21 protein-coding genes and 2 pseudogenes are annotated in these 24,591 nt (G+C 54.9%); 18 read left to right on the top strand and 5 right to left on the bottom strand.

Annotation, left to right across the window (positions count from 1 at the left end; translation table 11 throughout):
- The first annotated feature begins 89 nt into the window (after positions 1-89).
- From ACT3TC_RS03500 to ACT3TC_RS03440, 13 genes are all read left to right on the top strand, one after another.
- A complete protein-coding gene (locus tag ACT3TC_RS03500; RefSeq protein WP_444639130.1) occupies positions 90-1,310 on the top strand; it encodes an aldose epimerase family protein in 1,221 nt (406 codons plus the stop codon).
- Positions 1,311-1,385: 75 nt separating this feature from the next.
- On the top strand, positions 1,386-2,378 hold the full coding sequence (locus ACT3TC_RS03495) for an arabinose ABC transporter substrate-binding protein (protein WP_444639129.1): 993 nt from the start codon (positions 1,386-1,388) through the stop codon (positions 2,376-2,378).
- Between the two features lie 40 nt (positions 2,379-2,418).
- On the top strand, positions 2,419-3,912 hold the full coding sequence (gene araG, locus ACT3TC_RS03490; protein ID WP_444639128.1) for an L-arabinose ABC transporter ATP-binding protein AraG: 1,494 nt from the start codon (positions 2,419-2,421) through the stop codon (positions 3,910-3,912).
- A 37-nt stretch (positions 3,913-3,949) separates the two neighbouring features.
- On the top strand, positions 3,950-4,960 hold the full coding sequence (gene araH / locus ACT3TC_RS03485) for an L-arabinose ABC transporter permease AraH (RefSeq protein ID WP_172117992.1): 1,011 nt from the start codon (positions 3,950-3,952) through the stop codon (positions 4,958-4,960).
- 57 nt (positions 4,961-5,017) lie between these two features.
- On the top strand, positions 5,018-6,763 hold the full coding sequence (locus ACT3TC_RS03480; RefSeq protein ID WP_444639126.1) for an IlvD/Edd family dehydratase: 1,746 nt from the start codon (positions 5,018-5,020) through the stop codon (positions 6,761-6,763).
- 501 nt (positions 6,764-7,264) lie between these two features.
- A complete protein-coding gene (locus tag ACT3TC_RS03475; protein WP_444639125.1) occupies positions 7,265-7,552 on the top strand; it encodes a hypothetical protein in 288 nt (95 codons plus the stop codon).
- A gap of 171 nt (positions 7,553-7,723) precedes the next feature.
- Positions 7,724-8,830 carry an acyltransferase family protein gene (locus tag ACT3TC_RS03470; RefSeq protein WP_444639236.1) on the top strand — a complete coding sequence of 369 codons (1,107 nt, stop codon included), beginning with the start codon at positions 7,724-7,726 and terminating at the stop codon, positions 8,828-8,830.
- Between the two features lie 11 nt (positions 8,831-8,841).
- A complete protein-coding gene (locus ACT3TC_RS03465) occupies positions 8,842-9,984 on the top strand; it encodes a serine hydrolase (protein WP_444639124.1) in 1,143 nt (380 codons plus the stop codon).
- An 85-nt stretch (positions 9,985-10,069) separates the two neighbouring features.
- Positions 10,070-10,348 carry a peptidylprolyl isomerase gene (locus ACT3TC_RS03460; RefSeq protein WP_087111190.1) on the top strand — a complete coding sequence of 93 codons (279 nt, stop codon included), beginning with the start codon at positions 10,070-10,072 and terminating at the stop codon, positions 10,346-10,348.
- Positions 10,349-10,531: 183 nt separating this feature from the next.
- Positions 10,532-11,467, top strand: coding sequence for an ABC transporter ATP-binding protein (locus ACT3TC_RS03455; RefSeq protein WP_193056716.1), 936 nt, complete (start codon positions 10,532-10,534; stop codon positions 11,465-11,467).
- Positions 11,464-12,225 carry an ABC transporter permease gene (locus ACT3TC_RS03450; RefSeq protein ID WP_172119068.1) on the top strand — a complete coding sequence of 254 codons (762 nt, stop codon included), beginning with the start codon at positions 11,464-11,466 and terminating at the stop codon, positions 12,223-12,225. The genes ACT3TC_RS03455 and ACT3TC_RS03450 overlap by 4 nt, the downstream gene beginning before the upstream one ends.
- A 58-nt stretch (positions 12,226-12,283) precedes the next feature.
- Positions 12,284-13,288 carry a nucleoid-associated protein YejK gene (yejK, locus tag ACT3TC_RS03445; RefSeq protein ID WP_444639123.1) on the top strand — a complete coding sequence of 335 codons (1,005 nt, stop codon included), beginning with the start codon at positions 12,284-12,286 and terminating at the stop codon, positions 13,286-13,288.
- Positions 13,289-13,324: 36 nt separating this feature from the next.
- Positions 13,325-13,828: a tellurite resistance TerB family protein gene (locus ACT3TC_RS03440; protein ID WP_193054291.1), complete on the top strand. Its 504-nt coding sequence runs from the start codon at positions 13,325-13,327 to the stop codon at positions 13,826-13,828.
- A gap of 17 nt (positions 13,829-13,845) precedes the next feature.
- Here the strand turns inward: ACT3TC_RS03440 and ACT3TC_RS03435 are convergent, their stop codons facing one another.
- The 4 genes and pseudogenes from ACT3TC_RS03435 to ACT3TC_RS03420 all read right to left on the bottom strand — a co-directional run bounded on the left by ACT3TC_RS03435 (position 13,846) and on the right by ACT3TC_RS03420 (position 16,513).
- On the bottom strand, positions 13,846-14,865 hold the full coding sequence (locus tag ACT3TC_RS03435) for a serine hydrolase domain-containing protein (protein ID WP_444639122.1): 1,020 nt from the start codon (positions 14,863-14,865) through the stop codon (positions 13,846-13,848).
- Between the two features lie 356 nt (positions 14,866-15,221).
- A pseudogene (locus tag ACT3TC_RS03430) lies at positions 15,222-15,326 on the bottom strand (IS3 family transposase); the annotation flags it as partial.
- Positions 15,327-15,432: 106 nt separating this feature from the next.
- A pseudogene (locus ACT3TC_RS03425) lies at positions 15,433-15,588 on the bottom strand (IS110 family transposase); the annotation flags it as partial.
- A 376-nt stretch (positions 15,589-15,964) separates the two neighbouring features.
- Complete coding sequence (locus ACT3TC_RS03420) at positions 15,965-16,513, bottom strand: DUF2946 domain-containing protein (protein ID WP_444639121.1); 549 nt, start codon at positions 16,511-16,513, stop codon at positions 15,965-15,967.
- Positions 16,514-16,770: 257 nt separating this feature from the next.
- On the opposite strand from ACT3TC_RS03420, the gene ACT3TC_RS03415 reads away from it, so the two are divergent.
- Positions 16,771-18,165, top strand: coding sequence for a PepSY-associated TM helix domain-containing protein (locus ACT3TC_RS03415; protein WP_444639120.1), 1,395 nt, complete (start codon positions 16,771-16,773; stop codon positions 18,163-18,165).
- 71 nt (positions 18,166-18,236) lie between these two features.
- On the opposite strand, the gene zigA is transcribed toward ACT3TC_RS03415, so the two are convergent.
- On the bottom strand, positions 18,237-19,463 hold the full coding sequence (gene zigA / locus ACT3TC_RS03410) for a zinc metallochaperone GTPase ZigA (RefSeq protein WP_444639119.1): 1,227 nt from the start codon (positions 19,461-19,463) through the stop codon (positions 18,237-18,239).
- A 273-nt stretch (positions 19,464-19,736) separates the two neighbouring features.
- On the opposite strand from zigA, the gene ACT3TC_RS03405 reads away from it, so the two are divergent.
- From ACT3TC_RS03405 to ACT3TC_RS03390, 4 genes are all read left to right on the top strand, one after another.
- The gene (locus tag ACT3TC_RS03405) at positions 19,737-21,152 is read left to right on the top strand and encodes an ethanolamine ammonia-lyase subunit EutB (protein WP_444639118.1); all 1,416 of its coding nucleotides are present in this window, start codon (positions 19,737-19,739) and stop codon (positions 21,150-21,152) included.
- The gene (gene eutC / locus ACT3TC_RS03400) at positions 21,145-21,978 is read left to right on the top strand and encodes an ethanolamine ammonia-lyase subunit EutC (protein WP_444639235.1); all 834 of its coding nucleotides are present in this window, start codon (positions 21,145-21,147) and stop codon (positions 21,976-21,978) included. The genes ACT3TC_RS03405 and eutC overlap by 8 nt, the downstream gene beginning before the upstream one ends.
- A 116-nt stretch (positions 21,979-22,094) precedes the next feature.
- Positions 22,095-23,849: a bifunctional isocitrate dehydrogenase kinase/phosphatase gene (aceK, locus tag ACT3TC_RS03395; RefSeq protein ID WP_444639116.1), complete on the top strand. Its 1,755-nt coding sequence runs from the start codon at positions 22,095-22,097 to the stop codon at positions 23,847-23,849.
- 24 nt (positions 23,850-23,873) lie between these two features.
- Positions 23,874-24,587: an SIR2 family NAD-dependent protein deacylase gene (locus ACT3TC_RS03390; protein ID WP_444639115.1), complete on the top strand. Its 714-nt coding sequence runs from the start codon at positions 23,874-23,876 to the stop codon at positions 24,585-24,587.
- Positions 24,588-24,591: the final 4 nt, after the last annotated feature.

Here is a 24,591-nt window from a genome sequence, read left to right as displayed (position 1 = left end):
AGGGCGTGTAGTGGAAAAATTGGTAATGAACCTGGTAGTGAACCGCATACCGCACGAATAACAATAACGATGTTAACAGGAGGAACACCATGCCCTCTCATACAGGTAGCGTTGGCTCAAGATTGTTACTGAGCGCAGGCGTCATCGCGCTGATGACAAACGTAGCCCAGGCCCAAAGTGATAAGGAACCCATGGCGAACAGTAAAGCAGAGAACGCCGTCGAACAATCGACGTTCGGCCAGTTGCCGGACGGCCGTGAGGTGCAAAGCTACCGGCTGACGAACGCCAATGGCGTTGAGCTTCAGGTCATTAATTACGGGGGCACAATCGTATCCCTGAAAGTACCTGACGTAGACGGAAACATTGACGATATCGCGCTGGGTTTTGAATCGCTGGATGGTTATCTGTCTGACACTTACCAGCAAGCTAATCCCTACTTTGGCGCACTCATCGGCCGCTACGGCAACCGTATCGCCGAAGGTCAGTTTGCGCTGGAGGGTGAAACTTACTCGTTAGCCACCAACGATGGTGATAACCACCTGCACGGCGGCGAGCAAGGGTTTGATCGTGTGCTCTGGCAGGCCGAGCCTTTTGAAAATGAGGAAGGGACGGGGCTGGTGTTGAGCTATGTCAGTGAGGATGGCGAAGAGGGCTATCCTGGAGAGCTGACGGTTGAAGTGACGTATACCCTTACCGATCAAAATGAACTGATTGTCGATTACCAGGCCGAGACCGACAAGGCAACGCCCGTCAATCTTACCCAGCACAGTTACTTCAACCTTAAGGGTGAAGGAAACGACTCCATCCTTGATCATCAGCTTATGCTCAATGCCGATGCCTTTACCCCGGTGAGTGAATCATTGATTCCGACGGGCGAGCTGCAGCCTGTTGAAGGCACGCCGTTCGATTTTACCCAGGCCACGTCGATTGGCGAGCGTATTGAGCAAGATAACGATCAACTGCGCTTTGGGCAGGGCTACGACCATAACTTTGTGCTTAACCGAGATAACGCCGAGCAAGGCGATCTGGTGATGGCCGCTAGGGTGTGGGAGCCACAAAGTGGACGGCTGCTGGAAATTGAAACCACTGAGCCAGGTATTCAATTTTATTCGGGGAATTTTTTGGCCGGTGATTTAACGGGCAAAAGTGGCAATGCCTATCCACAGCGCTCTGGCTTTGCACTGGAAACGCAGCATTTTCCCGATTCGCCTAATCAGGATGCCTTTCCCAGCACGGTGCTACAGCCAGGAGAGACCTACCGTTCACGTACCATCTTCCGCTTCTCTGCCCAGGACGATATGGACGCCTAGCCAAGTGCCTGACGAGCAGCAGACAGTGATTGCAGCAATAACATCAATAATAATTGGAACATCAGGAGCACAACAATGAGCATCGTAACCACGTTTACGCGCCTGGCGCTGGGTAGCGCCGTCATGCTGGCCTCGCTGGGTTCTGTGCAGGCACAGGACGACGTGAAGATGGGCTTTATCGTCAAAAAGCCGGAACAAGCCTGGTTTATTAACGAACAGCGCGCCGCTACAGAGGCGGGCGAGGAGCTTGGCTTCCAGGTTGTTCGTCTGGGTGGTGAAGATGGTCAAGAGGTGCTTAGCGCGATTGATAACCTTTACTCACAAGGCGCTCAAGGGTTTGTCATTTGCCCGCCAGATGTACGTCTTGGGCCTGCGATCATGAATCGCGCCGAACAGTACGGCATGAAAGTGGTGACCGTCGATGACCAGTTTGTTAACGCCAGTGGTGAGCCTATGGAAGGCGTACCGCACCTGGGTATGTCCGGCACCAAAATTGGCCAGCAGGTTGGTGAGGCAATTGCCGCCGAGATGGAAGCCCGTGGCTGGGATGTTGAGAACGTAGGTGCGCTGCGTATTACCAATAACGAGCTACCGACTGCCGTTGAACGGACGGATGGAGCGACCCAAGCGCTGCTTGCTTCAGGCTTCCCCGAAGAGAACATCTTCGATGCGCCTCAACAAAGTACGGATACGAGTGGTGCATTTTCCGCTGCATCACCGGTGCTTTCTCAGCGCGGTGATTATGAGCACTGGATAATCTACGCGCTAAATGAAGAGAGTGTGCTGGGGGGCGTTCGGGCGACCGAACAGTACGGCCTGGCCGCTGAGGATGTCATTGGGGTGGGCATCAATGGTTCAGGCGCGGCATTTGCTGAGTTTTCCCGCGACAACCCCACGGGCTTCCACGGCACCGTTGCGGTGAGTTCTACCATGCACGGTCGACAAACGGCTGAAGACCTTTACCGCTGGATCAGCGAAGACCAGGAGCCTCAGGCGATTACAGAAACGTCCGGCACGTTAATGACGCGTGATAACTGGGAAGAAGTGCGCGACGCGCTCGGTCTGTAACTGACTTTTTGTGACGGGCTATTTGGTGGAGTGCTCACGTATGTCTGATCCATATCTTCGCTTTGACAATATCAGTGTTGTATTCCCTGGAGTGCGCGCGCTGTATGGGGTGAGCTTTGCTGCTCATACCGGTCAGGTGCATGCGCTGATGGGCGAAAACGGCGCGGGTAAGTCGACGTTGCTTAAGGTGCTTAGCGGGGTGAACCGCACTGCAGAGGGGGCTCTCTGGATTGATGGACAGCGCCACGTGTTCAGCAACGCCCGTGAAGCATTGCGCGAAGGGATCGCCATTATCTACCAGGAGCTAACGCTCTCGCCCAATATGTCGGTCGCTGAAAACCTGCTGCTGGGCCAGCTGCCTACGCGTCAGGGGTTTGTGAACCGGCGAACGTTGCGGGAAAGGGCGCTGGCGATTCTGGCTGACCTTGGCGAGGGTGACATTCATCCCTCGACCAAGGTGCGTGATCTCTCTATCGGCCAGCAGCAGATGATTGAGATTGGCCGTGCATTGCTGCGTGATGCCCGCGTTATCGCTTTCGATGAACCTACCAGTAGCCTTTCCATTCAGGAAATCCGTCAGCTTAAACGCATCGTCAAACGCCTGCGTGACGAGGGGCGGGTGGTGCTCTACGTGACCCATCGCATGGAAGAAGTGTTTGAGATGTGCGATGCGGTCACTATCTTTCGCGACGGCCAGCATATTCGTACCCACGAAGATATGTCGCAGCTGACGCATGATCTATTGGTTAGCGAGATGGTGGGGCGGGACATCGATGACGTGTACGGCTATCGCGCCCGCGAGCAGGGCGATGTGGTGCTGTCTGTTGACGAGATTCAAGGGCGCGGCCTGAATGCGCCGGTTAGCTTCTCCGTGAAGCGTGGCGAGGTATTTGGCTTGTTTGGCCTGGTAGGCGCCGGTCGCAGTGAGCTATTGCGGCTGGTATGCGGGGTGGAAGCGCCTAAAGCGGGTAGTGTGACGTTCCAGGGCGAATCGCGACGCTTTAAAAGTCCCGCAGAGGCGATTCGTGCCGGTATCGCCATGTGCCCGGAGGACCGTAAATCTCAAGGGATTTTCCCCGTGGCGAGTGTTGCCGACAACCTCAATATCAGCTGTCGGCGGTTTTTTAAGCGCTGGGGTGTTTTCCGTCACCCTGGCCGCGAGCGACGCAATGCTGAAGCCTATATTCAGCAGCTTAGCGTTAAAACCCCCAGCTATCGGGCACCGATAGGCAAGCTATCCGGGGGCAATCAGCAAAAGGTAATTTTGGCCCGCTGGCTCGCGGAAGAGATTGACCTTTTCGTAATGGACGAGCCCACGCGCGGGATTGATGTAGGCGCGCGTAGAGACATTTATAGCCTGCTTTACGACCTGGCCGAGCAGGGGAAAAGCATTGTCGTGATTTCCAGCGACCTTGCCGAAGTTAGCTCCATCTGTGACCGCATCGCAGTGATGCGCGACGGTGAGCTGGTCGACGTGGTGCCAAGAGACGCCGCCACGCCCGAACGACTATTAGGCCTGGCACTACCCGCCTAAGCGGTACCCATTATCGAACACGTTCAGGACACCTGTGATGACATCGAACAAATTAACCCAAGAAGGTGTTGAGCCAACGCGCCCTGCGGGGCGCCAAGGGCTCGTTAAACCGCTGCGCACGCTGTTGGACACCTCTGGGCTGATCGCCGTTTTTATGCTGCTCTTTATCGCCTTGGCGGTGTTTATCCCCGACTTTCTTACCGGGCGAAACATGGTGGGGCTGCTGCTTTCGATCACCCTGATAGGCAGCCTAGCGACCACCATGATGCTGGTGTTGGCGCTGGGCGAGGTGGACCTTTCGGTGGCCTCAATCGTGGCGTTTGCGGGGGTAGTGGCAGCGGTTGTGACCTCTAGCACCGGTAGCGTTTTTATCGGCGTTATAGGTGGCGTTGTTGCCGGGGGCGCGGTGGGGGCCTTTAACGGGTTTGTGATTGCCAGGTTTGGTATTAACTCGCTGATTGCCACGTTGGCAGCGATGGAGTTTGTACGCGGGCTGGCCTATATCACCTCGGGCGGCGACGCGGTGATGATTACCGTGCCGGGTTTCTTTGACCTGGGTAGCGCTTCATTTCTAGGCCTGACGCTGCCGGTGTGGACCATGTTGGCCTGCTTTGTCATCTTCGGTGTGGTGCTCAATATGACCGCCTTCGGACGCAATGTGCTGGCCACGGGCGGTAACTCGGAGGCCGCGTCGCTCGCGGGGGTCAATGTCCGCCGACTCAAGATTATTGTCTTTGGTTTACAAGGCGTTGTTGCGGGCGTAGTGGGCGTGTTACTGGCCTCGCGGATGGGCTTGGGCGATCCCAATACCTCCATGGGGCTAGAGCTTGCGGTGATTTCTGCCTGTGTACTGGGTGGGGTGGCGCTATCGGGCGGCGTTGCCACTATCACCGGTGTAGTCGTCGGCGTACTGATTATGGGTTGCGTGCAGAACGCCATGGGGCTACTCAACGTACCAACGTTCTACCAGTACCTAGTACGTGGGGCAATTCTGCTACTGGCGGTAATGTTTGACCGCTGGAAACAGACGCGACGCCAGCGCGCCTAACGACACTTTTTTCCTGTTTTGTTTCTATCTTTTACCGAATTGTACGGAGAGACGTCCATGTCTGAACGAAAGCCGCCCCTACGCTCTGCCCAGTGGTTTGGAACCGCCGATAAAAACGGCTTTATGTACCGCAGCTGGATGAAAAACCAAGGCATTCCCGACCATGAATTCCAGGGCAAGCCGATTATCGGGATCTGTAATACCTGGTCGGAGCTGACGCCTTGCAACGCTCACTTTCGCAAGCTAGCGGAGCATGTAAAGCAGGGCATACTGGAAGCGGGTGGCTACCCGGTGGAATTCCCGGTCTTCTCCAGCGGTGAATCCAACCTCCGCCCGACCGCAATGTTTACCCGTAACCTTGCCAGCATGGATGTTGAAGAGGCGATTCGTGGTAACCCGATTGATGCAGTGGTGCTGCTGGTAGGTTGTGATAAAACGACCCCAGCGCTGTTAATGGGCGCGGCGAGCTGTGATATTCCCACCATCGTCGTGACCGGCGGCCCCATGCTTAACGGCAAGCACAAAGGCAAGGATATTGGTTCGGGTACCGTGGTCTGGCAGCTTTCTGAGCAGGTCAAAGCGGGCGAGATTTCATTGCACGACTTTATGGCCGCTGAAGCGGGCATGTCACGCTCGGCGGGCACCTGTAACACCATGGGGACCGCGTCTACCATGGCCTGTATGGCGGAATCCCTGGGCACCTCACTACCTCACAATGCGGCAATTCCTGCGGTGGATTCACGCCGTTATGTGCTTGCGCACCTTTCCGGTAACCGCATTGTCGAGATGGTTAATGAAGACTTAAAACTCTCCAAAATTCTTACAAAAGAAGCGTTTGAGAATGCCATTCGTACCAACGCAGCGATTGGCGGCTCCACTAACGCGGTGATCCACCTGAAAGCGATTGCCGGGCGGATGGGGGTAGACCTTAAGCTGGACGATTGGAGCCGGGTGGGGCGCGGTACGCCCACGGTGGTAGATTTACAGCCCTCCGGGCGTTATTTGATGGAAGAGTTCTACTACGCCGGGGGCCTGCCCGCCGTGCTAAAGCGCTTGGGGGATGCCGATCGTCTGCCCTTTAAAGACGCTCTCACCGTTAACGGTAAAACCCTGTGGGAAAACGTCAAGGACGCCCCGCTTTATAACGACGATGTGATTCGTCCGCTGGATAACCCGCTGACCGCAGATGGCGGTATCTGTGTGCTGCGCGGCAATCTTGCACCCAATGGCGCGGTGTTAAAGCCCTCGGCAGCGACCGCCGAACTGATGCAGCACCGTGGTCGTGCCGTCGTGTTTGAAGACTTCGACGATTACAAAGCGCGCATCAATGATCCGGACCTGGACGTTGAAGCCAACGATATCCTGGTGATGAAACACTGCGGGCCTCGCGGTTATCACGGCATGGCCGAAGTCGGCAATATGGGGCTACCGCCCAAGATCCTTGCTCAGGGCGTTACCGATATGGTGCGTATCTCTGATGCGCGCATGAGTGGAACCGCTTATGGCACCGTGGTGCTGCACGTGGCACCCGAAGCTGCTGCGGGTGGCCCCTTGGCCGTGGTGCGTAACGGCGACTGGATTGAATTGGACTGCGCCAGCGGCCGGCTGCACCTGGACGTCAGTGAAGAGGAGATTCAGGCACGTCTCGCCGCGTTTGATGCCACGGCGGCCTCGACCCTTATCGCAAGCCAGGGCGGCTATCGCCAGCTCTATATTGAGCGAGTGCTGCAAGCCGATGAAGGCTGTGACTTTGACTTCCTGATCGGCTGTCGAGGCTCTGACGTGCCGCGTCATTCGCACTGATAAGAATTTCCTGATGATTTTTTAACTATGATCGATGGTGGGAGCGGCCTGGGCAGGGCCTCCTTCCTGAACTTTTTATTGTATTTTGCACATGTTGTCTACGCACTTCCCTCAGCATCCTGTTGCTCAAGATGGATGTTCTGATGCCAGCTGTTGGGAAGGTCTATTGTGTTTGTGGATCAGTCGCTGCCCGTTTTCATTTAAAACCTAAATGACGAAGCCATTAACCGCACCTGGCATGACCAAAGCGGGCTCATGTGCCACAGTTAAACAGTAAACTATTAAATATATTTCATAAAATCAATAGGTTGGCATGCTCTTGTTGAGTTTAAGTTTTTGACTTTATATATGTTTTTTGTTTTTTAGAAAAACCTGGTACGACGTGTGCAGTAATCAGGACAAGAACGCAGCATCAGGATGATGGTTGGTTCTTGGCTAGATGTTCCTTGTTTGATTTATTTTTACGAAGCAACAGAAAGCAGATTACTTAGGAGGCACGACATGAAAATGGAAGCTCTGAAAAAACTAGGTATTTTAGGTGTATCGTTTGGTCTGATCGCAAGCCCTCTTGCGTTTGCTGAAATGGAAAGTGGTACTGAGCAAGAGCCCGTGCCGCAAGAAGAGACGACGCAGGACGAGCAAGGCAGTTTTAATTCGTATGACACTGAGCAGCAAGATCAAGATGTAACCACTGAGTATGAAGAGGAAGAGCAAGAATTCACCTATGAAGAAGAGGAAGAGGAGCAGGAGTACGAAACCACTGATGGCGATGACGACACCCAGTGGTAATTAACCCGCTAATGGAATAACGCTTGCTCTGGCTTACGGATGAGCCACAAAATGCCCCGCCGCCTGCGGGGCATTTTGCGTTTAAAGCCCAAGGCAAAAGTTGTTGCCTTATCGTCTATTGTTAGCATTACTTATCCCTTGGCCCGTTATGACTATAAGGAAGCCTGTATCGTGGTGAACTGGAAAGAGGCGCCGCAGCTTCCTAAAGCGGAAGGGCGAATCGCGGCTATTGATTTGGCGCGAGGCATCGCGATTGGCTTAATGATTGTCAGCCACACGGTTAGTGGGCTGATAGGCATACGTAATGTGCCTGACTGGGGCATGGTACCTATCCATCTATTAACCAAATTTTCCTCATCACTGTTTATTTTGGTATTTGGCATTGCCTTGGCAGTGGCCTTTCTTTCACACACTCAAAGCGATGATTGGCCTAAACGGCGCCTTAAACTATGGCTACGCGCGATTGAAGTGTGGTTCTGGTACAAGGCACTCATTATTATCGAGATGCTTCCGTTTAGTACCCCTGGTGATATTGTCGATACGCTGCTTTATGGGCGCTTTGGGATCTGGGTCGAGATTTTAGGCTTTTATGCCATTGCCCTGCTTTGGGTGCCGCTTATTCTACCGCTATGGGCACGGGCACCTCTTTGGAGCCGGATTGCCACACTGATTGGCTTAACGGCGCTTTCTGCCTGGTTACAAGGGCTTAGCTTTGGCGGTAACGATATCCTGAAAGCCTTACTGGTCGACCACCCAGACCACTATGTCTGGGGGCAGATTAGCCGGGCGCCCCTTATCCTGGTGGGATTATTGGTAGGTGAAGCGCTATTGCGCTGTTACTTTACGGCTCACTTGCGCCGCCGCTTGGTGTTAATACTGCTGGCGGCAGGCGCGTTAATGGTAATGGCGTTTTATGGTCTCGCGTTGGCGGATGAGCGTGTGTATGCCGCCATGATGGCCGTTGCCAATAACACAGGCAAACATCCGCCTGGCCTGGAGTTCATGCTGTTTAGTGTAGGTGGCGCGCTTATTTTGCTCGCATTGGCACTGGCCGGTGGAGCGGCTGCTGCCAGGGCACTTTTGCCGCTCACCGTGGTCGGCAGCGATGCGCTAAAAGCGTTTATTTTTCATATTGTGATGATCTTTCTCGTGCTGCGCTTTTTGCTGCAAGGCGAGGGCATGTATACCTATCCACAGGCGCTGGCGATTAGCGGCGTGTTGATACTGGGCGCCGCCGGGTGGATTTGGGTGACACGTTGGATCGCAGCGCACCGCTAAGAGGACATGGTTTGCAACGACAGCAACAATGGCAACGCTGGCTGCTAGCCATAGTGTGTTTAATGGCACTGCCAGCCTATGCCGACGGTGCTCAAACACAGGAATGTGAGACACAGGCTTTTGAGACGAACTGGTACTACGAGGTCGATAAACAGAGTACATGGCAGGCTGACTTGAATGCCCGAGTCGCCGCTATTGAGGGCATCTTTGAAGGCACGTTAGGGGTGTATGTACAAAACCTGGCCACCGGAGAAGCCTACTCATGGCACGCGGACAGGCCCTGGTATTTGGCCTCGTTGGTAAAAGTGCCTATTGCCGCCCAAGTGCTTGCTGAACGTCAAGCAGGCACGCTGTCGCTGGATGAGCGCTTAACGCTTTCTCGCAGTGACTTTGTGGATGGTGCGGGCCCCGTGATCTGGCACGACCCGGGGACGCCGATCTCGATTCGCTACTTGCTTGAACAGATGGTTACCGTCAGTGATAACACGGCATCCGATATGTTGATTGACCGCGTGGGCCTTGCTGACGTCAGTGCTCGGGCGAGAACAATGATTGCGGATAGTGGAGGCAACCCTGACGATATCGGCCCGATTACCAAACTGGTTGGCGTTCGTCAGGGCGTTTATGGGCAGTTACACCCTGATGCGCGAACGCTGGGCGGCATGGATTTTATCGCCTTGCGCCAGCACCGGTTAAGCCAGCGTGCGGCGGCGCTGGCTCAGCGGCTGGATGTTGACCCCTCCACGCTCAAGCAACCTGACTATGACCACGCGTTCGATGCCTATGAGGCGACCGGTGAAAACGTCGGCACGCTGCGTGCCTACGGCGACCTGTTGGCAAGTGTGTATAAAGAGGCAGCGAGTGGTGGTTTAGGTGCCCAGCCGAGCCAGGCACTTCTGGAGATAATGCAGCGAACAACATCGGGCAGTAATCGACTAACGGCCGGGTTGGGCGACACCATCCGTTTTGCGCATAAAACCGGTACCCAGCATCGGCGTAGTTGCGATGCGGGCATTGCTTCGCACGAAGAGGCTAATGGCCCCTGGGTGATCGTTGCTTGCAGCCGGGGGCCGGTAGCAGTGAATGACCATGAACGTGCGTTGGCGCGAGTAGGCGATGCGTTACGCTATAGCGGTGCGCTTGGGAAACCTTGAGCATGCTGTGTCGCAGGTACACCCGCCGCCAAGCGAGCGTGATAAACTAGCGGCTTCATTTCATTGATACAGGCAGGAGGTTGTTATGGCAAACGCCAGCGCCCGTCATATTTTGGTTAGCAGTGAAGAGCAGTGTTTAGCGCTTAAACAGGAAATCGAAAACGGCCGTGACTTTGCCGATGTCGCCAAGCAGCACTCTAGCTGCCCTTCTGGCCGCCAGGGCGGCGACTTGGGTAGCTTCGGCCCCGGCCAAATGGTGCCTGAGTTCGACAAGGTGGTGTTCAGCGGTGAGTTGGGTCAGGTACACGGCCCGGTGAAAACGCAGTTTGGTTATCACCTGCTCGAAATCACTGACCGCACCTAAACGTTGCGTCTCTATAGCCGTGCAATACGATAAGACGTCTGCACGGCTATTGTCGCTTTGGCATTCGGTCCTGCCTGAAAAGCGCTTATGCTCGGTCACTTTTCAGACAGAATCGCATGTTTAATCTCGCGTTAAATCGCCTCCAGCGTCGTGGCGTTTACGTTGCGGTGTGAGGAGAAAGCCATGAACGACCCTATTATTTCGATTAACGGCCTGAATAAAACCTACGAAGGCGGCTTTCAAGCGCTCTCGCGGGTGGACCTCACCATTCAGCGTGGTGAGATTTTTGCGCTGCTTGGCCCCAATGGGGCAGGTAAAACCACCCTCATCAGCGTGGTATGTGGGCTGGTAAACCCGACCCAGGGCGAGGTGGTGATTGACGGCTTTAATAGCGTTAGCCAGTACCGCCAGGCGCGTGAGCGTATCGGCCTGGTGCCTCAGGAATTGACCAACGAAGCCTTTGAAACGGTGTGGAATACGGTCAGTTTTAGCCGTGGCCTGTTTGGTAAAGCGCCTGCCCCTGCGCACATTGAAAAAGTGCTTAAGTCACTGGCGTTATGGGATAAACGTCATAACCGCTTAATGACCCTTTCCGGCGGAATGAAGCGCCGTGTGCTGATTGCCAAAGCGCTTTCTCACGAGCCGCGCATTCTGTTTTTGGATGAGCCAACGGCGGGGGTCGATGTTGAGCTGCGCCGGGATATGTGGGAAGTGGTTCGCGGGCTGCGCGAAAGTGGCGTCACGATTATTCTCACCACCCACTATATTGAAGAAGCCGAAGAGATGGCCGACCGCATCGGGGTGATTAACCGAGGTGAAATCGTGCTGGTGGAAGAGAAAGCGGCCTTGATGCAAAAGCTGGGCAGCAAGCAGTTAATTCTTCAGCTGCAAACGCCGTTAAAGGCGCTACCTGCCGCTTTTCAGCAAACGGGGTTAAGTCTGGCCGCCGATGGGCATGAGTTGGTGTACAGCTATGATGGCCGTCAGGATGAAGAGGGCCACAAGATATCAGCGCTGTTAGCGAACCTTGAGCGTGAAGGCATCGCCTTTAGAGACCTGCATACACGGCAGAGTTCGCTTGAGGATATTTTCGTCGACCTGGTTAAGGAGCGTGCATGAACCTGTATCCTGTTCGCGCCATTTATATGGCAGAAATGGCGCGTACGCGGCGCACGTTATTGCAAAGCATTGTGTCGCCGGTTATTTCAACCTCGCTCTACTTTGTGGTATTCGGTGCGGCTATCGGTTCGCGTATCAGTGAGATTGGTGGGGTCAGCTACGGCGCCTTTATCGTGCCTGGGCTGATTATGCTCATGCTGTTGACCCAAAGCGTGTCCAACGCCTCTTTCGGGATCTTCTTTCCAAAGTTTTCGGGCAGTATCTATGAAATTTTATCGGCGCCCATCTCCTATCTTGAAATAGTGATTGGCTATGTAGGGGCGGCCGCCTCGAAGTCGATTCTATTGGGGCTGATCATTCTTGGGACATCGAGTTTTTTTGTGCCGCTGGAAATTGCGCACCCCTTCTGGATGCTGACGTTTCTAGTGCTCACCGCCGTCACGTTTAGTTTGCTGGGGTTCATTATCGGCATTTGGGCGGATGGCTTCGACAAGCTGCAGCTTGTGCCCTTGCTGATCATTACGCCGCTGACCTTTCTGGGCGGCAGTTTCTACTCGATAGATATGCTGCCCCCTTTCTGGCAGACCGTCACGCTCGCTAACCCCGTGGTGTATCTGGTCAGCGGCTTTCGGTGGAGCTTCTACGGGATTAGCGATGTCAGTGTGGTGGCCAGTGTGGCCATGATCAGCCTGTTTTTACTGGCGAGCCTGGCCACTATTGCGTGGATATTTCGTACCGGCTATCGCCTGAAACCCTAACGCGCAGTATTTTTTTGTATAGCACTTCTTTTTATTGACGCCAGGAGCCAAGGCCCTTATGCCATTACTGCAAAGCATTGTTCACCGCCTGGACCCTTCGCTTGACGGTGAACGCTTAACGCTAACCGCTGCGCCATCGCTTGCCGAAAGTGATGACCCGGCCATGGCAAGCCTGGTGAATACGCTGAACGACACGTATAACACCAAGGCTAAAGGTTGGGGGCGCTTTGCTGAAGAGGGCGAGCAGGCTGGCCCACTAGTTGCCTGGCTGCGCGATTATAGTGCGGGTGCCCAGGACTTTACCCAGCTTTCGACCGCAATTGCTGAGCGCCTGGCGCGTGAGCTACAAGAGCAGCTATCCGTCAGTGGCTATTTGCTACTTGCGCACATGCGCCAGGGGGACACCGAAACGCTGTTTATCGCGTTGGTACATCAGCGTGAAGGTATTGGTATTAACAAAACTCACCAGGCCGTGCCTGCCGCGCAGTTGAATACCAGCCAGCTTACCCTGGCGGCCCGGGTCAATTTAACCCAGTGGCAGAGCGAGTCGCCTGGTGCGCAGTACGTCTCTTTCTTGAAAGATCGTGGCGGTAAAAAGCTTGCCGAAGGCATGGTAGCCCTGTTGGGCATGGAAGAAGGAATTGATGCGCCCGCTGAAACCCGCACGCTGCTCAAGGCCTTCAGCGACTATGTGGAAAAAGAGGATTTCGACGACGAGGCGAGTCGAGAAAAAACCGACACGCTGGTGGACTACGCTAATGAACAGCTTCGCCGTGGCGAGCCAATGACCTTGGAAGAGCTTTCTGGGCTGGTGGACGAACAGCAGCCGAAAGCCTTTTACGACCATATTCGCAACGCCGATTACGGGCTTTCGCCGGAGATTCCCCCCGATAAGCGCACCTTAAGCCAGTTCCGCCGCTTTACCGGCCGAGCGGGCGGTGTCTCGATTAGTTTTGACTCCCACCTGCTGGGCTCAAGCATCGAGTACGACGCCACTCAAGATCGCCTGATTATCAAGCAAGTGCCCAAGCAGTTAAGAGAGCAGCTTACCAAGAAAGATTGAGGTAAGGACGATGCTGTAGCAACCCAGGAGCCCCTTATGCTGAACGCTATTAGTGATTTCTTCCAGCGCACGCTTGCGCAGCCCGAGCAGCGCGAAAATCAAACGCTCACCCTGGAACTGGCCACCGCAGCACTGCTGTGTGAAATCGTCCGCGCCGATTACGACACCACCAATGAAGAGCTTGCCGCGCTGCGTCTTATGCTTACCGAGCGCTACCAGCTCAGCACAAGCGATGTAGAAGAGCTGATGACGTTGGCACAAGCAGAAGTGGATGAGGCCGTCGATCATTACCAGTTTGTGAGCCTAATCAAAGAGCACTATAACTACGACCAGCGCTGCGAGCTGGTGGCGCTGATGTGGCAACTGGCGTGGGCCGACGGCAGCGTTGACCCGCTTGAAGAGCACCGTATTCGGCGGCTGGCCGATTTACTGCATGTTAGCCACAGTGATTTTATTCGCACCAAGCTACAGGTTGAAGTACAGGTTGAAGAGCGCCGAACAGCGCAAGAAGGGCCTGAACGAGGCGGCGTATCTCACTAACATATTAGTTTCCTGCGTTACTGTTCTTCAGGTGCGCTGAGCAGGCCCTCGACCAGGCGATGCAGCTGTTGCTGAAATTGGCCGCCTGGGGAGGGCGGCGTGGGGTCTGCGGTGATCACGATGGTCATATCGCGCTCAGGGACCACGTACAGCGCTTGCCCGCCATAGCCACGCCCGTAGTACACCGCTTCCCCCGCGAGTTCGGTAATAAACCAGCCATACCCATAGCCATCACCCGTCCAGGCAGAGATGCCACGGGGTGTCCATGAAGCCTCTACCCAACCCTCTGGCAATAGCCGCACGCCCTCCATCACGCCGTCGTTACGATAAAGCTCACCCACCTCAATCAACGCGCGTGGCGAAAGTTGCATGTTGTTGCCGCCAAAATAAATGCCTTGCGGGTCACGCGGCCACGCGGGAATCGAAATAGTAAGCGGCTCCCCCAGCAGGCGTTGTGCGAGCACATGCGTGGTTTCACCGCTTGCCTGGGTAAGCGCTGCGGAAAGCAGGTGGCTAGTGCCGGTGGAGTACAGCATCCGCCCGCCGGGTTCATCGACAAATGGGCGAGTAAGGGCATCGTTAACCCAGTTTGAGCTTGCCACCCAAGCACTGTAGTTAGCGCCGGATGTACGCTCAAGCCCCGCCTGCTGAGCCAACAAATGCCCTACGGTAATGTCTTCCACGCGCGGGTCCAGCCCGGCGGGCAATGGCTCATCCAAGAGCGTTACCAATCGCTGCTCGGTGGATTCAATAATGCCCTCTTCAATAGCTGCGCCTGTTATCGCCGCCAGCACCGTTTTGGAAAGTGATTTGATATTGGCAGGCTGCGCAACGCCGGGGCCACCCTGGTGAAGCTCGTGGATAATCTCGCCGTCGTAAGCGACCACAACGCTGTGAAGGCGTGACAGCTTGCCAGCTTCATCATCCATCGCTGCAAACGCAGCAGGCGCGGGTGGGCTGGCGCCAATGCTTTGGCTGACGCCTATCGCTATTGCGCAGCCCATTCCCTGGATAAACCTTCGCATAAGCCTTTTCATAACGCGCCTTCCTGGTTGATGACTTTGTCACCTTGTTATTTAGGATAGCGAGCGTTTAAGAACAAGACATAATGTGTGTCTGAAGTGGAGTAAAGTGTTGTTTTAAAACGAAAATAGTGGTGAGTACGCAAAAAGTTGAAAAGCCTGCTAGGCTTTAATCATTACTGGGCGTAAGCAACCCTTTGATTTCAACCAAAACGCAAACCAGCAAGGAGTGCCAACATGCGTAATATTATCTATATCGTAGGCCTAATCGTCGTTGTACTGTTTATCCTTTCTCTGCTCGGCCTGCGCTAACGCCAGCGACCGCCAGCAGGTTTCTGAACTGACCCTCAATAGTTGGACGGTTGGTTTCTTTAACCAGCGGTCATGGCCTGAGTCCAGTATTGTACGGGGCTCAGGCCTTTTGGTTTCTGCTTGATCCGCTGATGATGGTAGTAGTGGATATAGTCGACAGTACTTCGCGTTAGCTCCCCCCCATCGTGTTGAACCGGTTCATGTGGAAGTGCTCTGCTATTAGGGCGCCGAAAAAGCTCTCCATGGCGGCTTGGCCGCCGCCCCGATTGTCCCCGCCGTGATCAGCAACTGAGCTGCCGATTCATAGCCCACCGCCGTTCGTGACACCAGCTCTGGTACCAGCTCATCGGCGATGGCTTTGATCATGATATCGAGATCGGCCACCTCGTCATGCTGCTCCAGGTAACGGCTAGCATGGTCTTGTAGCCATGCCGGGTGATCGGAAACTGGCGGTACCAAACACGCGGGCATAAGTATCCACGACAGAGGCCATGTGCAGAGCCTTGTAAGTGTCGATGCCTCTGATGATGCCTGGACACGACAGTAACGAGACAGGCAGTGAGTGTCAGGCCCTTCTTGAGCTACATGCATCGACGAGGTGAACCCTCGCCGCCAAGTGTTTCCGGATCACCGACAGGCCCGTGGAAAGATGCACTATCCGGTCGATCTCTGTATCAAAGAGGCGATTAAAGTCGTTGTAGAAAAACAAAACTTAACAAGTATGAGACATTATTAAGGGATGGGCTTAAAAGATATCGTCGTATTACTTTAAAACAGTAAAGCGCACTAAGTCCGGGCCTTGTTATGCTTTTAAAAAGCCTAACAACCCTGTTTCTTTTTTACTTTTACGCGTTACTATTAACATTGTTCGCGTCGATGTTTTTAAATGCTCGAAGATAAAAGAAGGTGGCCCGCGAGTTAACGCATGCGGATAGTTATACTGAAAAAACGCACCGCTCTGGAGCGTTAGAAATGCGCCGCCCAGCGCAACGAAGGCTTCGTGGGCAAGGGCGGGTAATGCAATAGAGAGCGACGGGCTGTGTTGCCACAGCTCACAGTAGCCACACTGGTTGTGCCAGTCTGACAACGTGCTGGAAAGCGCGCGGCCAATGGCCGTGTTGGGTGTCGGGGAGTGTGCGGCAGTGTGCTCGGCGTGTTCACCCGTAGCATGATGATGTTCAGCATCCGCATTGTGGTTATGGTGTTGACTGTGAGTATGCTGGCCATGGTCGTGATGAGTGGCCTGGAACTGAGAAATGAGCGGCCCTGCAAATAACAGACACATGGCTACCCACGCCATCGCTAACGTAACGCGATAGTAGGGTAAGCGTGCTGAGCAAGACAGTGGCATCAAATTCAGCCCTCACGGAGTTAACAAGAAGCGTGATTGTACCAGCCCGGTACTGTGTAACCATAAAATTATCCGTTAACGGTAGATTCCTTAAATCGCTGAGCCTTATGCGACCTATAGCCGCACACTTTATATGAATGATTTTAGAAGATGTTTGTAGCATTTTAATCGTTAGCTTTTTTAAAGATCAATAATCCTTTGCATATGCGTCATGCCGATAAAACACGTTGTTTAATATCTCTTGGGAAATGATAAGCATGTCCTCAAAAAAAACCGATCCAACGCTGCCCCGGCGAAATGGAAAAATTCTCTTTGCGCTATTAATGCGAATGCACTTTTATGTGGGGCTTTTGGTAGGTCCCTTTATCCTGGTGGCCGCCTTAAGCGGTATTGTCTACGTTTTAACACCTTCGGTGGAGTCGTGGCTTTACCGTGATGCTTTAACGGCAAGTACCCAGGATGCACCGCAGCCGCTGGCGCGGCAAATTGAAACGGCGCAGTGGGTGATAGGCCAGGACACGCTACCCGCCGCGGTTCGCCCCGCACCGGATGCGCACAGTACCACGCGTGTTATGTTTGTTGACCCAGCGCTTGGGCCTTCCGAGCATCGGGCTATTTTTATAGACCCGGCAACGCTTGACGTAAAAGGCGACATGACGGTGTATGGCACCAGCGGCATATTGCCGTTTCGCACGGCGCTTGATCAGTTTCACCGTAGTTTGCTGTTAGACGATGTAGGGCGTTTGTACAGCGAACTAGCGGCGTCATGGTTATGGATCATTGCGCTGCTGGGCCTGGTGCTTTGGTTAGCGCGACGTAAAGCGCTTAAAAGCCCAAGCCCGCGTATGGCGGCACGACGCTTGCACGCAACCGTCGGTGTTTTTGCGCTCGTCGGGCTGCTGTTTTTCTCAGCCACGGGGCTTACCTGGTCGCAATGGGCCGGTGGCAATATTGGCGAATTAAGACAGGCGTGGGGCTGGGGTACGCCGAGCGTATCGACCGTGCTTCCCGCGCCAGGGGATGCAGTGAGCCATGATCCCCATGCCCATCACGACATGCATGCCGACCATGGTGTGAGCAGCGCCCCCGAAGCCGGAGATTTTGTAAGCCCGGAAGGATTCGACCAGGCGCTTGCGGCAGCCAGGAGCGCAGGATTACTGGCAGGTAGAATCCAGCTAGAGCCGCCTGCCAGCGAAGGCCGAGCGTGGCGTGTAACTGAAATTGACCGCCGCTGGCCTACTCAGGTAGACCAGATCGCACTGAACCCAAGCGATATGCGTATTCTTGAGCAAACGGATTTTTCAACGTTTCCCTTGGCGGCAAAGCTAACGCGCTGGGGTATTGATTTACATATGGGCGTACTGTTTGGCCTGCTTAACCAGCTGGTGCTGGCGCTATTTGCAGCGGCCCTGGTGTTTCTTATTGTGTGGGGTTATCGGATGTGGTGGCAGCGCGTTAAAAACGCCACGGTGAATAAGGCACAAACCATGACCGCGCTGTTTATCATGCTGGGCTTGCCCGCTCAGTTGGGCCTGCTCGCCATCCTAACGCTTTTAGGGTTCGCCTTACCGGTATTGAGCGGCAGCTTGATCATTATTGCGATTATTGATGCGCTGCGCTGGGCGGCTTCCAGAAAGCCCCGAAGCGTGTAAAAACGCTGATAATAAGCGCAATAGAAAAGGCCTCAGGTCGATACCTGAGGCCTTGGCGCTTGCAAGCAGATTTATTCCCACGCGGGGAAGGGGTCAGGCAACGTTTTCCACATCTCCATGCCTTCCAGTAGCTCGCCTTCGCTGAGCAAGCAGGCATCCAGCGCTTCACGCATGCGGGCTTTATCCAGCCCTTGGCCGATAAACACCAGTTCCTGGCGCATATCCCCAAACGGCTCTTCCCACTTCTCGGTGATGAACTGGCGGTACTCCGGGTCAGTTGGCCAGCGCTCTTCAGGAACCGACTTCCAGAACATACCGGCCATGCCGTGATGGGCGATGCCGCCTGCCTGGCTCCACTGCCCGGCCCACTGGGGGCGGGTGGCCAGCCAGAAAAAACCTTTCGAGCGCAATAAACCCTCGCCAAACCACTCGGAATGCAGCAGGTCGTGAAATTTGGCCGGGTGAAAAGGGCGGCGGGCGTGATAAGCAAAGCTTCCGATGCCGTACTCTTCAGTTTCGGGTACGTGCTCGCCACGCATCTCTTTTAACCAGCCCGGCGCCTGCTGAGCGCGCTCAAAGTCAAACCTGCCAGTATTTAGCACTTTATTAAGCGGCACGCCGCCTTGGCGAATAGGCACCAGCTCGGCATCGGGGTTGAGGGAGTGCAAAATGGCTTTTAGTGCCTCCAGTTCTTTTTCGCTAATTAAATCCGTTTTACTAATCAGCAATACATCGCAGAACTCGATCTGATCCACCAGCAGGTCGGCAACGTTACGTTCATCCTCTTCGCCGAGACTTTCTCCTGCTTCCGCCAGGCTTTGTGCTTCACGGTATTGGGCAAGAAAGTTGGCACTATCGACGACCGTTACCAGCGTATCCAACCGGGCGATATGGGAAAGGCTTTGACCGTCCTCATCCTCAAAGGTAAACGTTTCAGCCACTGGCAAGGGTTCGGAGATGCCGGTCGACTCAATCACCAGATAATCGAATTTTCCTTCCTTTGCCAACTGGTTGACTTCGATAAGCAGGTCTTCGCGCAGCGTGCAGCAAATGCACCCATTGCTCATCTCGACAAGGCGTTCTTCTGAGCGATTAAGCGCTACTTCGCTCTCAAGCGTTGGCTCGCCTGGGCCACCGCGCACCAGCGCGGCGTCGATGTTCACCTCACTCATATCGTTCACAATCACCGCCACACGAAGGCCTTCACGGTTGGCGAGGATATGATTGAGCACGGTGGTTTTACCAGCACCCAGAAAGCCCGACAGCACGGTAACGGGCAGGGGAGAAAACGCAGTCATTACTAGCACGCCTCTAAATGATTTATGTTATGTGATAATATAACAATTAGGAGGCGGTTAGAAAGCGCGCGTTGATTCAGCCAGGAAAAATCTCAGCGCTTGTATTGAGTAGGCCAGTAGCTGCGAAGCACATTTGGCGTTTAAGGCACGCTGTTTGGAGCAGCTAGTTATTACGTTGAAGGCGGAAGAAAGTGGAGGGAAATGCATTGGGCGTAGCGATCTCAAAAGCGCTATGGTGAATTCAGGACATTCAACGCGCGGCAGGTAAACCCCATGGCCCAGACCTTTCAAACGACGGTAGGTAGCCACCACTACCGCTTTAAAAGCCTAGCCGAACTGATGGCCAAAGCGACCCCAGCGCGCTCGGGCGATCGTTTAGCGGGTGTGATCGCCGACAGTGCGGAGGAGCGCGTGGTGGCACAGATGGTGTTGGCGGAACTGCCGTTGACCACCTTCTTGAACGACGCTCTGATCCCCTACGAAGACGATGAAATCACCCGGCTGATTATCGATGAGCATGACGCCGAGGCCTTTGCGCCCCTTCGGCATTTAACGGTAGGGGATTTTCGTAACTGGCTACTCTCGGATCAAGCAACTTCAGAAGTGCTCACCGCCGTTCGCCCAGGTATTACGCCGGAAATGGCCGCGGCGGTCAGTAAACTAATGCGCAATCAGGATCTGATTCTGGTGGGCAGAAAGTGCCGAGTTACCACGGCTTTTCGTAATACCATCGGCCTGCCCGGGCGGCTTTCTACCCGGCTACAGCCCAACCACCCGACGGACGATGTCACCGGCATTGCGGCGAGTATTCTGGATGGCCTGCTCTATGGTAGCGGCGACGCGGTAATCGGGATTAATCCAGCCACCGATAATGTGGCTCAAAGCGTTAAGCTGATGCGCTTAATGGATGACGTGATTCAGAAGTACCAGATTCCCACCCAGTCTTGTGTACTGACCCACGTCACCAATACGTTGGAAGCCATTGAGCAGGGCGCCCCGGTAGACCTGGTGTTTCAGTCGATAGGCGGCACTGAAGCCACCAACCGCAGCTTCGGGTTTGATTTAAGCACGCTTGCTGAAGCCGAAGCGGCTGCCCAGTCGCTTAATCGGGGCACGGTGGGGCGCAACGTCATGTACTTTGAAACTGGCCAGGGCAGTTCGCTCTCCGCGGATGCTCATCATGGGCTTGACCAGCAAACCTGCGAGGCGCGTGCCTATGCAGTGGCGCGCAAATTCAGCCCGTTGTTGGTCAATACGGTGGTGGGATTTATCGGCCCCGAGTACTTGTTCGATGGTAAAGAGATCACCCGGGCCGGGCTTGAGGACCATTTCTGCGGCAAGCTTTTGGGCGTGCCCATGGGCTGTGATGTTTGCTACACCAACCATGCTGAAGCCGACCAGAACGATATGGACAACCTGCTGACCCTGTTGGGCGTAGCGGGCTGCAATTTCGTGATGGGCATTCCGGGGTCTGACGACATTATGCTCAATTATCAGACCACCTCGTTTCACGACGCGCTCTACGCCCGCCGCGTGCTTGGGCTAAAAGCCGCGCCGGAGTTTGAGCGCTGGCTTGATGAGATGCAGATTTTCAACGATGTGAAAACACACACGCTAAACGACCAAGTGCCTGCCGCGTTCGCCAACAGCCTGCGCCACCTGCCCAGGGAGCCGCGCCATGATGTCTAACCCAACGCCTATTGTTGTAGAGAACCCTTGGGAACGGCTGCGTGCATTTACCGATGCGCGTATTGGCTTGGGCCGGGCGGGCATCAGCCTGCCTACCGGTAAGCTGCTGGAGTTTCAATTGGCCCACGCTCAGGCGCAGGATGCGGTGCATGCCCCGCTGGATGTCGAAGCGCTGGCTCAGCAGTTGCAAGAAGCCTTTGCGCTTGAACATGAGCCGCTGCGCTTGCACAGCCAAGTAGAGGACCGCGCCATGTATCTCCAGCGCCCCGATGTTGGCCGCCGGTTGAATGATGATTCGCGGGAGCGCTTACACAATGCCCAAACGTCGCCATCACGCGTGGATCTGGCTGTGGTGATCGTCGATGGACTTTCTGCTCTGGCGGTCCAGCAGAACAGCCAGCCATTTTTAAAAGCGCTGTATCAGCAGTTTGAGCAGGACAACGCTGCGTGGCAGTTAGCGCCGCTCGCTATCGTCGAGCAAGGCCGGGTGGCGATTGGTGATGAAATTGGCGCGCTGCTCAATGCTGACGCAGTGCTGGTGATGATCGGTGAGCGGCCCGGGCTTAGCTCGCCGGATAGCCTCGGGCTTTACATGACCTGGGCGCCCGAGCCGGGGCTTAAGGATGACCGGCGCAACTGCATTTCCAACGTGCGCCCAGCGGGCTTGAACATGCAGGAGGCAGCCCGGCGGCTCTTTTTACTGCTGAAGGAAGCTCGTGAGCTGAAAATATCGGGCGTTAAATTAAAAGATCGCAGTGAAGACGGCGTACTTGAAGGCGACGCAGCCGCTCCGGGCGCAACGAAAAACTTTTTGGTCGCTGATTAGCGCTTATGCCGCACGACGTGAAGAGGCTGCCCACTCACTCAATAAAGCGTCTTTGCTGAATGGCTTCATGGCGTTTCATCCTATAGGCTGATCAAAAAGCGACAAGAGTCCCGCTTGTGAACACCACGCCTGCCTATCGCTTGGCCGCGACCATTTTGCATGGCTTTGAAGCGTACCGAACCCGCTTTAAAGCCATTACCCTGGACGCTCAGCGCCGCTTTCAAGAAGGTGCCTGGCGGGAGAGCCAGCAAGCGTCCATTGCGCGGATTAATCTCTATCAGCAACAGGTGGATGACGCGGTTGAACGTCTCAAGCGTACATTTTCAAATGAGTTATTAACCCATTGCGAGGTCTGGCGTGAAGCGCGTAGCCACTATGCCGAGCTAATTCGTCCGCGGCTGGACGTTGAACTGGCTGAAACTTTTTTTAACTCGCTCTTTTGCGCCATTTTCAAGCATCGCCATATTCGCAATGAGTGGATGTTTGTGATCAGCTCACGAAAGAAGGCCGCGCAGCGTTCAGGCATTGAATTGTGCCGACGCCGTTCCATTGATGGGGATTGGCAGGCGGCCCTGCGCTGGGCACTGGAAGGCGCTGCCTTGCACAACCCGTTTGCCGATATGGCACGAGATACTCGCTTGGGTGCCGCACTATTAAACAAAACGTTGCCATACACTATATGGCAGGCCAGGGACGCCGCTATAGAGCTGCTCCACAGCGTTTTTTACCGCAATAAAGGGGCATACCTGGTGGGGCGAATCACCGGCGGCGGGGAACAAGTGCCACTGGTCTTGCCAGTACGCCACCAGGAGCATGCCGAGCAGAACACTGAGGGCGTCCCCCGGCTTCATCTGGATACCGTACTGATTACGCCTGACGATGTAGCCATTATCTTCTCGTTCAGCCGGGCGTATTTTCAGGTGGATGTCGCGGTGCCGAATGAGTGTGTGGGTTACCTGCAGCGCTTAATGCCCCATAAGCCAGCCGGTGAGCTTTACGCGGCCATTGGCTTTTTTAAACATGGCAAAACCGAGTTCTTTCGCGCGCTTAATCAGCAGGTCGCCAAGCGCGAGGATGTGTTTATTATCGCCCCCGGCGTGCGCGGGATGGTGATGGCTGTGTTTGTACTGCCAAGTGCGCGTACGGTATTCAAGATCATCAAAGACACCTTTGACCCTGCCAAGGACGTGACACCTGATATCGTGCGCGAAAAGTATCATTTGGTGAAGCGCCACGACCGGGTAGGCCGCATGGCCGATACTCAGGAATTTTCTAACTTCACCGTGCATAACGACCATTTCGCCCCGGAGTGCTTGGCTCACCTGTTGGAAGTTGCCCCCTCTACCGTGTCGCTGAAAGGCGAGAAAGTCGTCATCAAACACTGTTATACCGAGCGCATGATGACGCCGTTGAATATCTATCTGGAGCAGTGTGACGATGAGGCGCAGTTAGCGGTGCTCAAGGACTATGGCGATGCCATAAAGCAGATGGCCGCCGCCAATATTTTCCCAAGCGATATGTTGCTCAAAAACTTTGGCGTTACGCGCCAGGGGCGGGTGATTTTTTACGACTACGATGAGGTGTGTTACCTAACTGAGTGCCACTTTCGCGCTATCCCGGCCTCGAGTGGTGACGATTACCTGAGCGGTGGAAATGAAAGCTTCTCCATTGGCCCGAACGATATCTTTCCCGAGGAGTTTGGCCCGTTCATGTTTGCCAACCCGGAGCGGCTGCGGGTGTTTAAACAGCTTCACCCGGAGCTGTTTGAGGTTAGCTACTGGCAGGGCCTGCAGCAGGCTATTGTCGATGGCCGTATTATTGACGTGTACCCTTATGGGAACGAGCAGCGCTTTGTAGACGCTGAACAGTAACCGCGGTAAAGCAGCGAGGTAATCATGACGACAGCGCGCCATCTGGTGGTATTTACCGGCTCGGGGATCAGCGCCGAAAGTGGTATCAAGACATTCCGCGCAAGCGATGGATTATGGGAAGACCACCCGGTTGAAGAGGTGGCAACGCCGCAAGGCTGGCAGCGCGACCCCCAACGCGTACTGACGTTTTATGATCAGCGCCGAGAGCAGATCCGCAGTGCCCAACCCAATGCCGCGCACAGGGCGCTGGCAAGCCTGGAGCAGGCGGGGTTCAAGGTCACCGTTATCACTCAAAATATTGATGATCTACATGAGCGGGCAGGTTCCAGCGATGTGATCCACCTGCATGGCGAAATTTTAAATGCCCGCTCCAGCGCGGATGAGCGCATGCGCTATCCGCTCGTTAAAGGCGGTATTGCGCTGGGTGATCTGTGCGATAAGGGCAGCCAGCTGCGCCCTGACGTGGTCTGGTTTGGCGAGGCCGTGCCGCTGTTTGAAGAGGCCAGCGAACTAGCCAGCCAAGCGGATTTTTTGCTGGTCGTCGGAACCTCGCTTGCGGTGATGCCCGCCGCCTCACTGCTCTCGTATATCGACTACGACACGCCCTGCGCACTGGTTGACCCGGATGCCGATGCCTTAAGCCCACCCGGTGTACTGGCGATTAATGCCACTGCCGGGGAAGGTGTGCCCGCGCTGGTAGAGCGCTGGAAAAGAGAAGGCGCGCTAACACTGCCTTAACGCT

Origin of the sequence: Halomonas sp. AOP27-A1-41, assembly GCF_052378605.1 — a bacterium.
GTDB lineage: Bacteria > Pseudomonadota > Gammaproteobacteria > Pseudomonadales > Halomonadaceae > Vreelandella > Vreelandella citrativorans.
The sequence above is the reverse complement of the archived record's forward strand: the minus strand, read 5'-3'. Positions and strand labels throughout refer to the sequence as shown.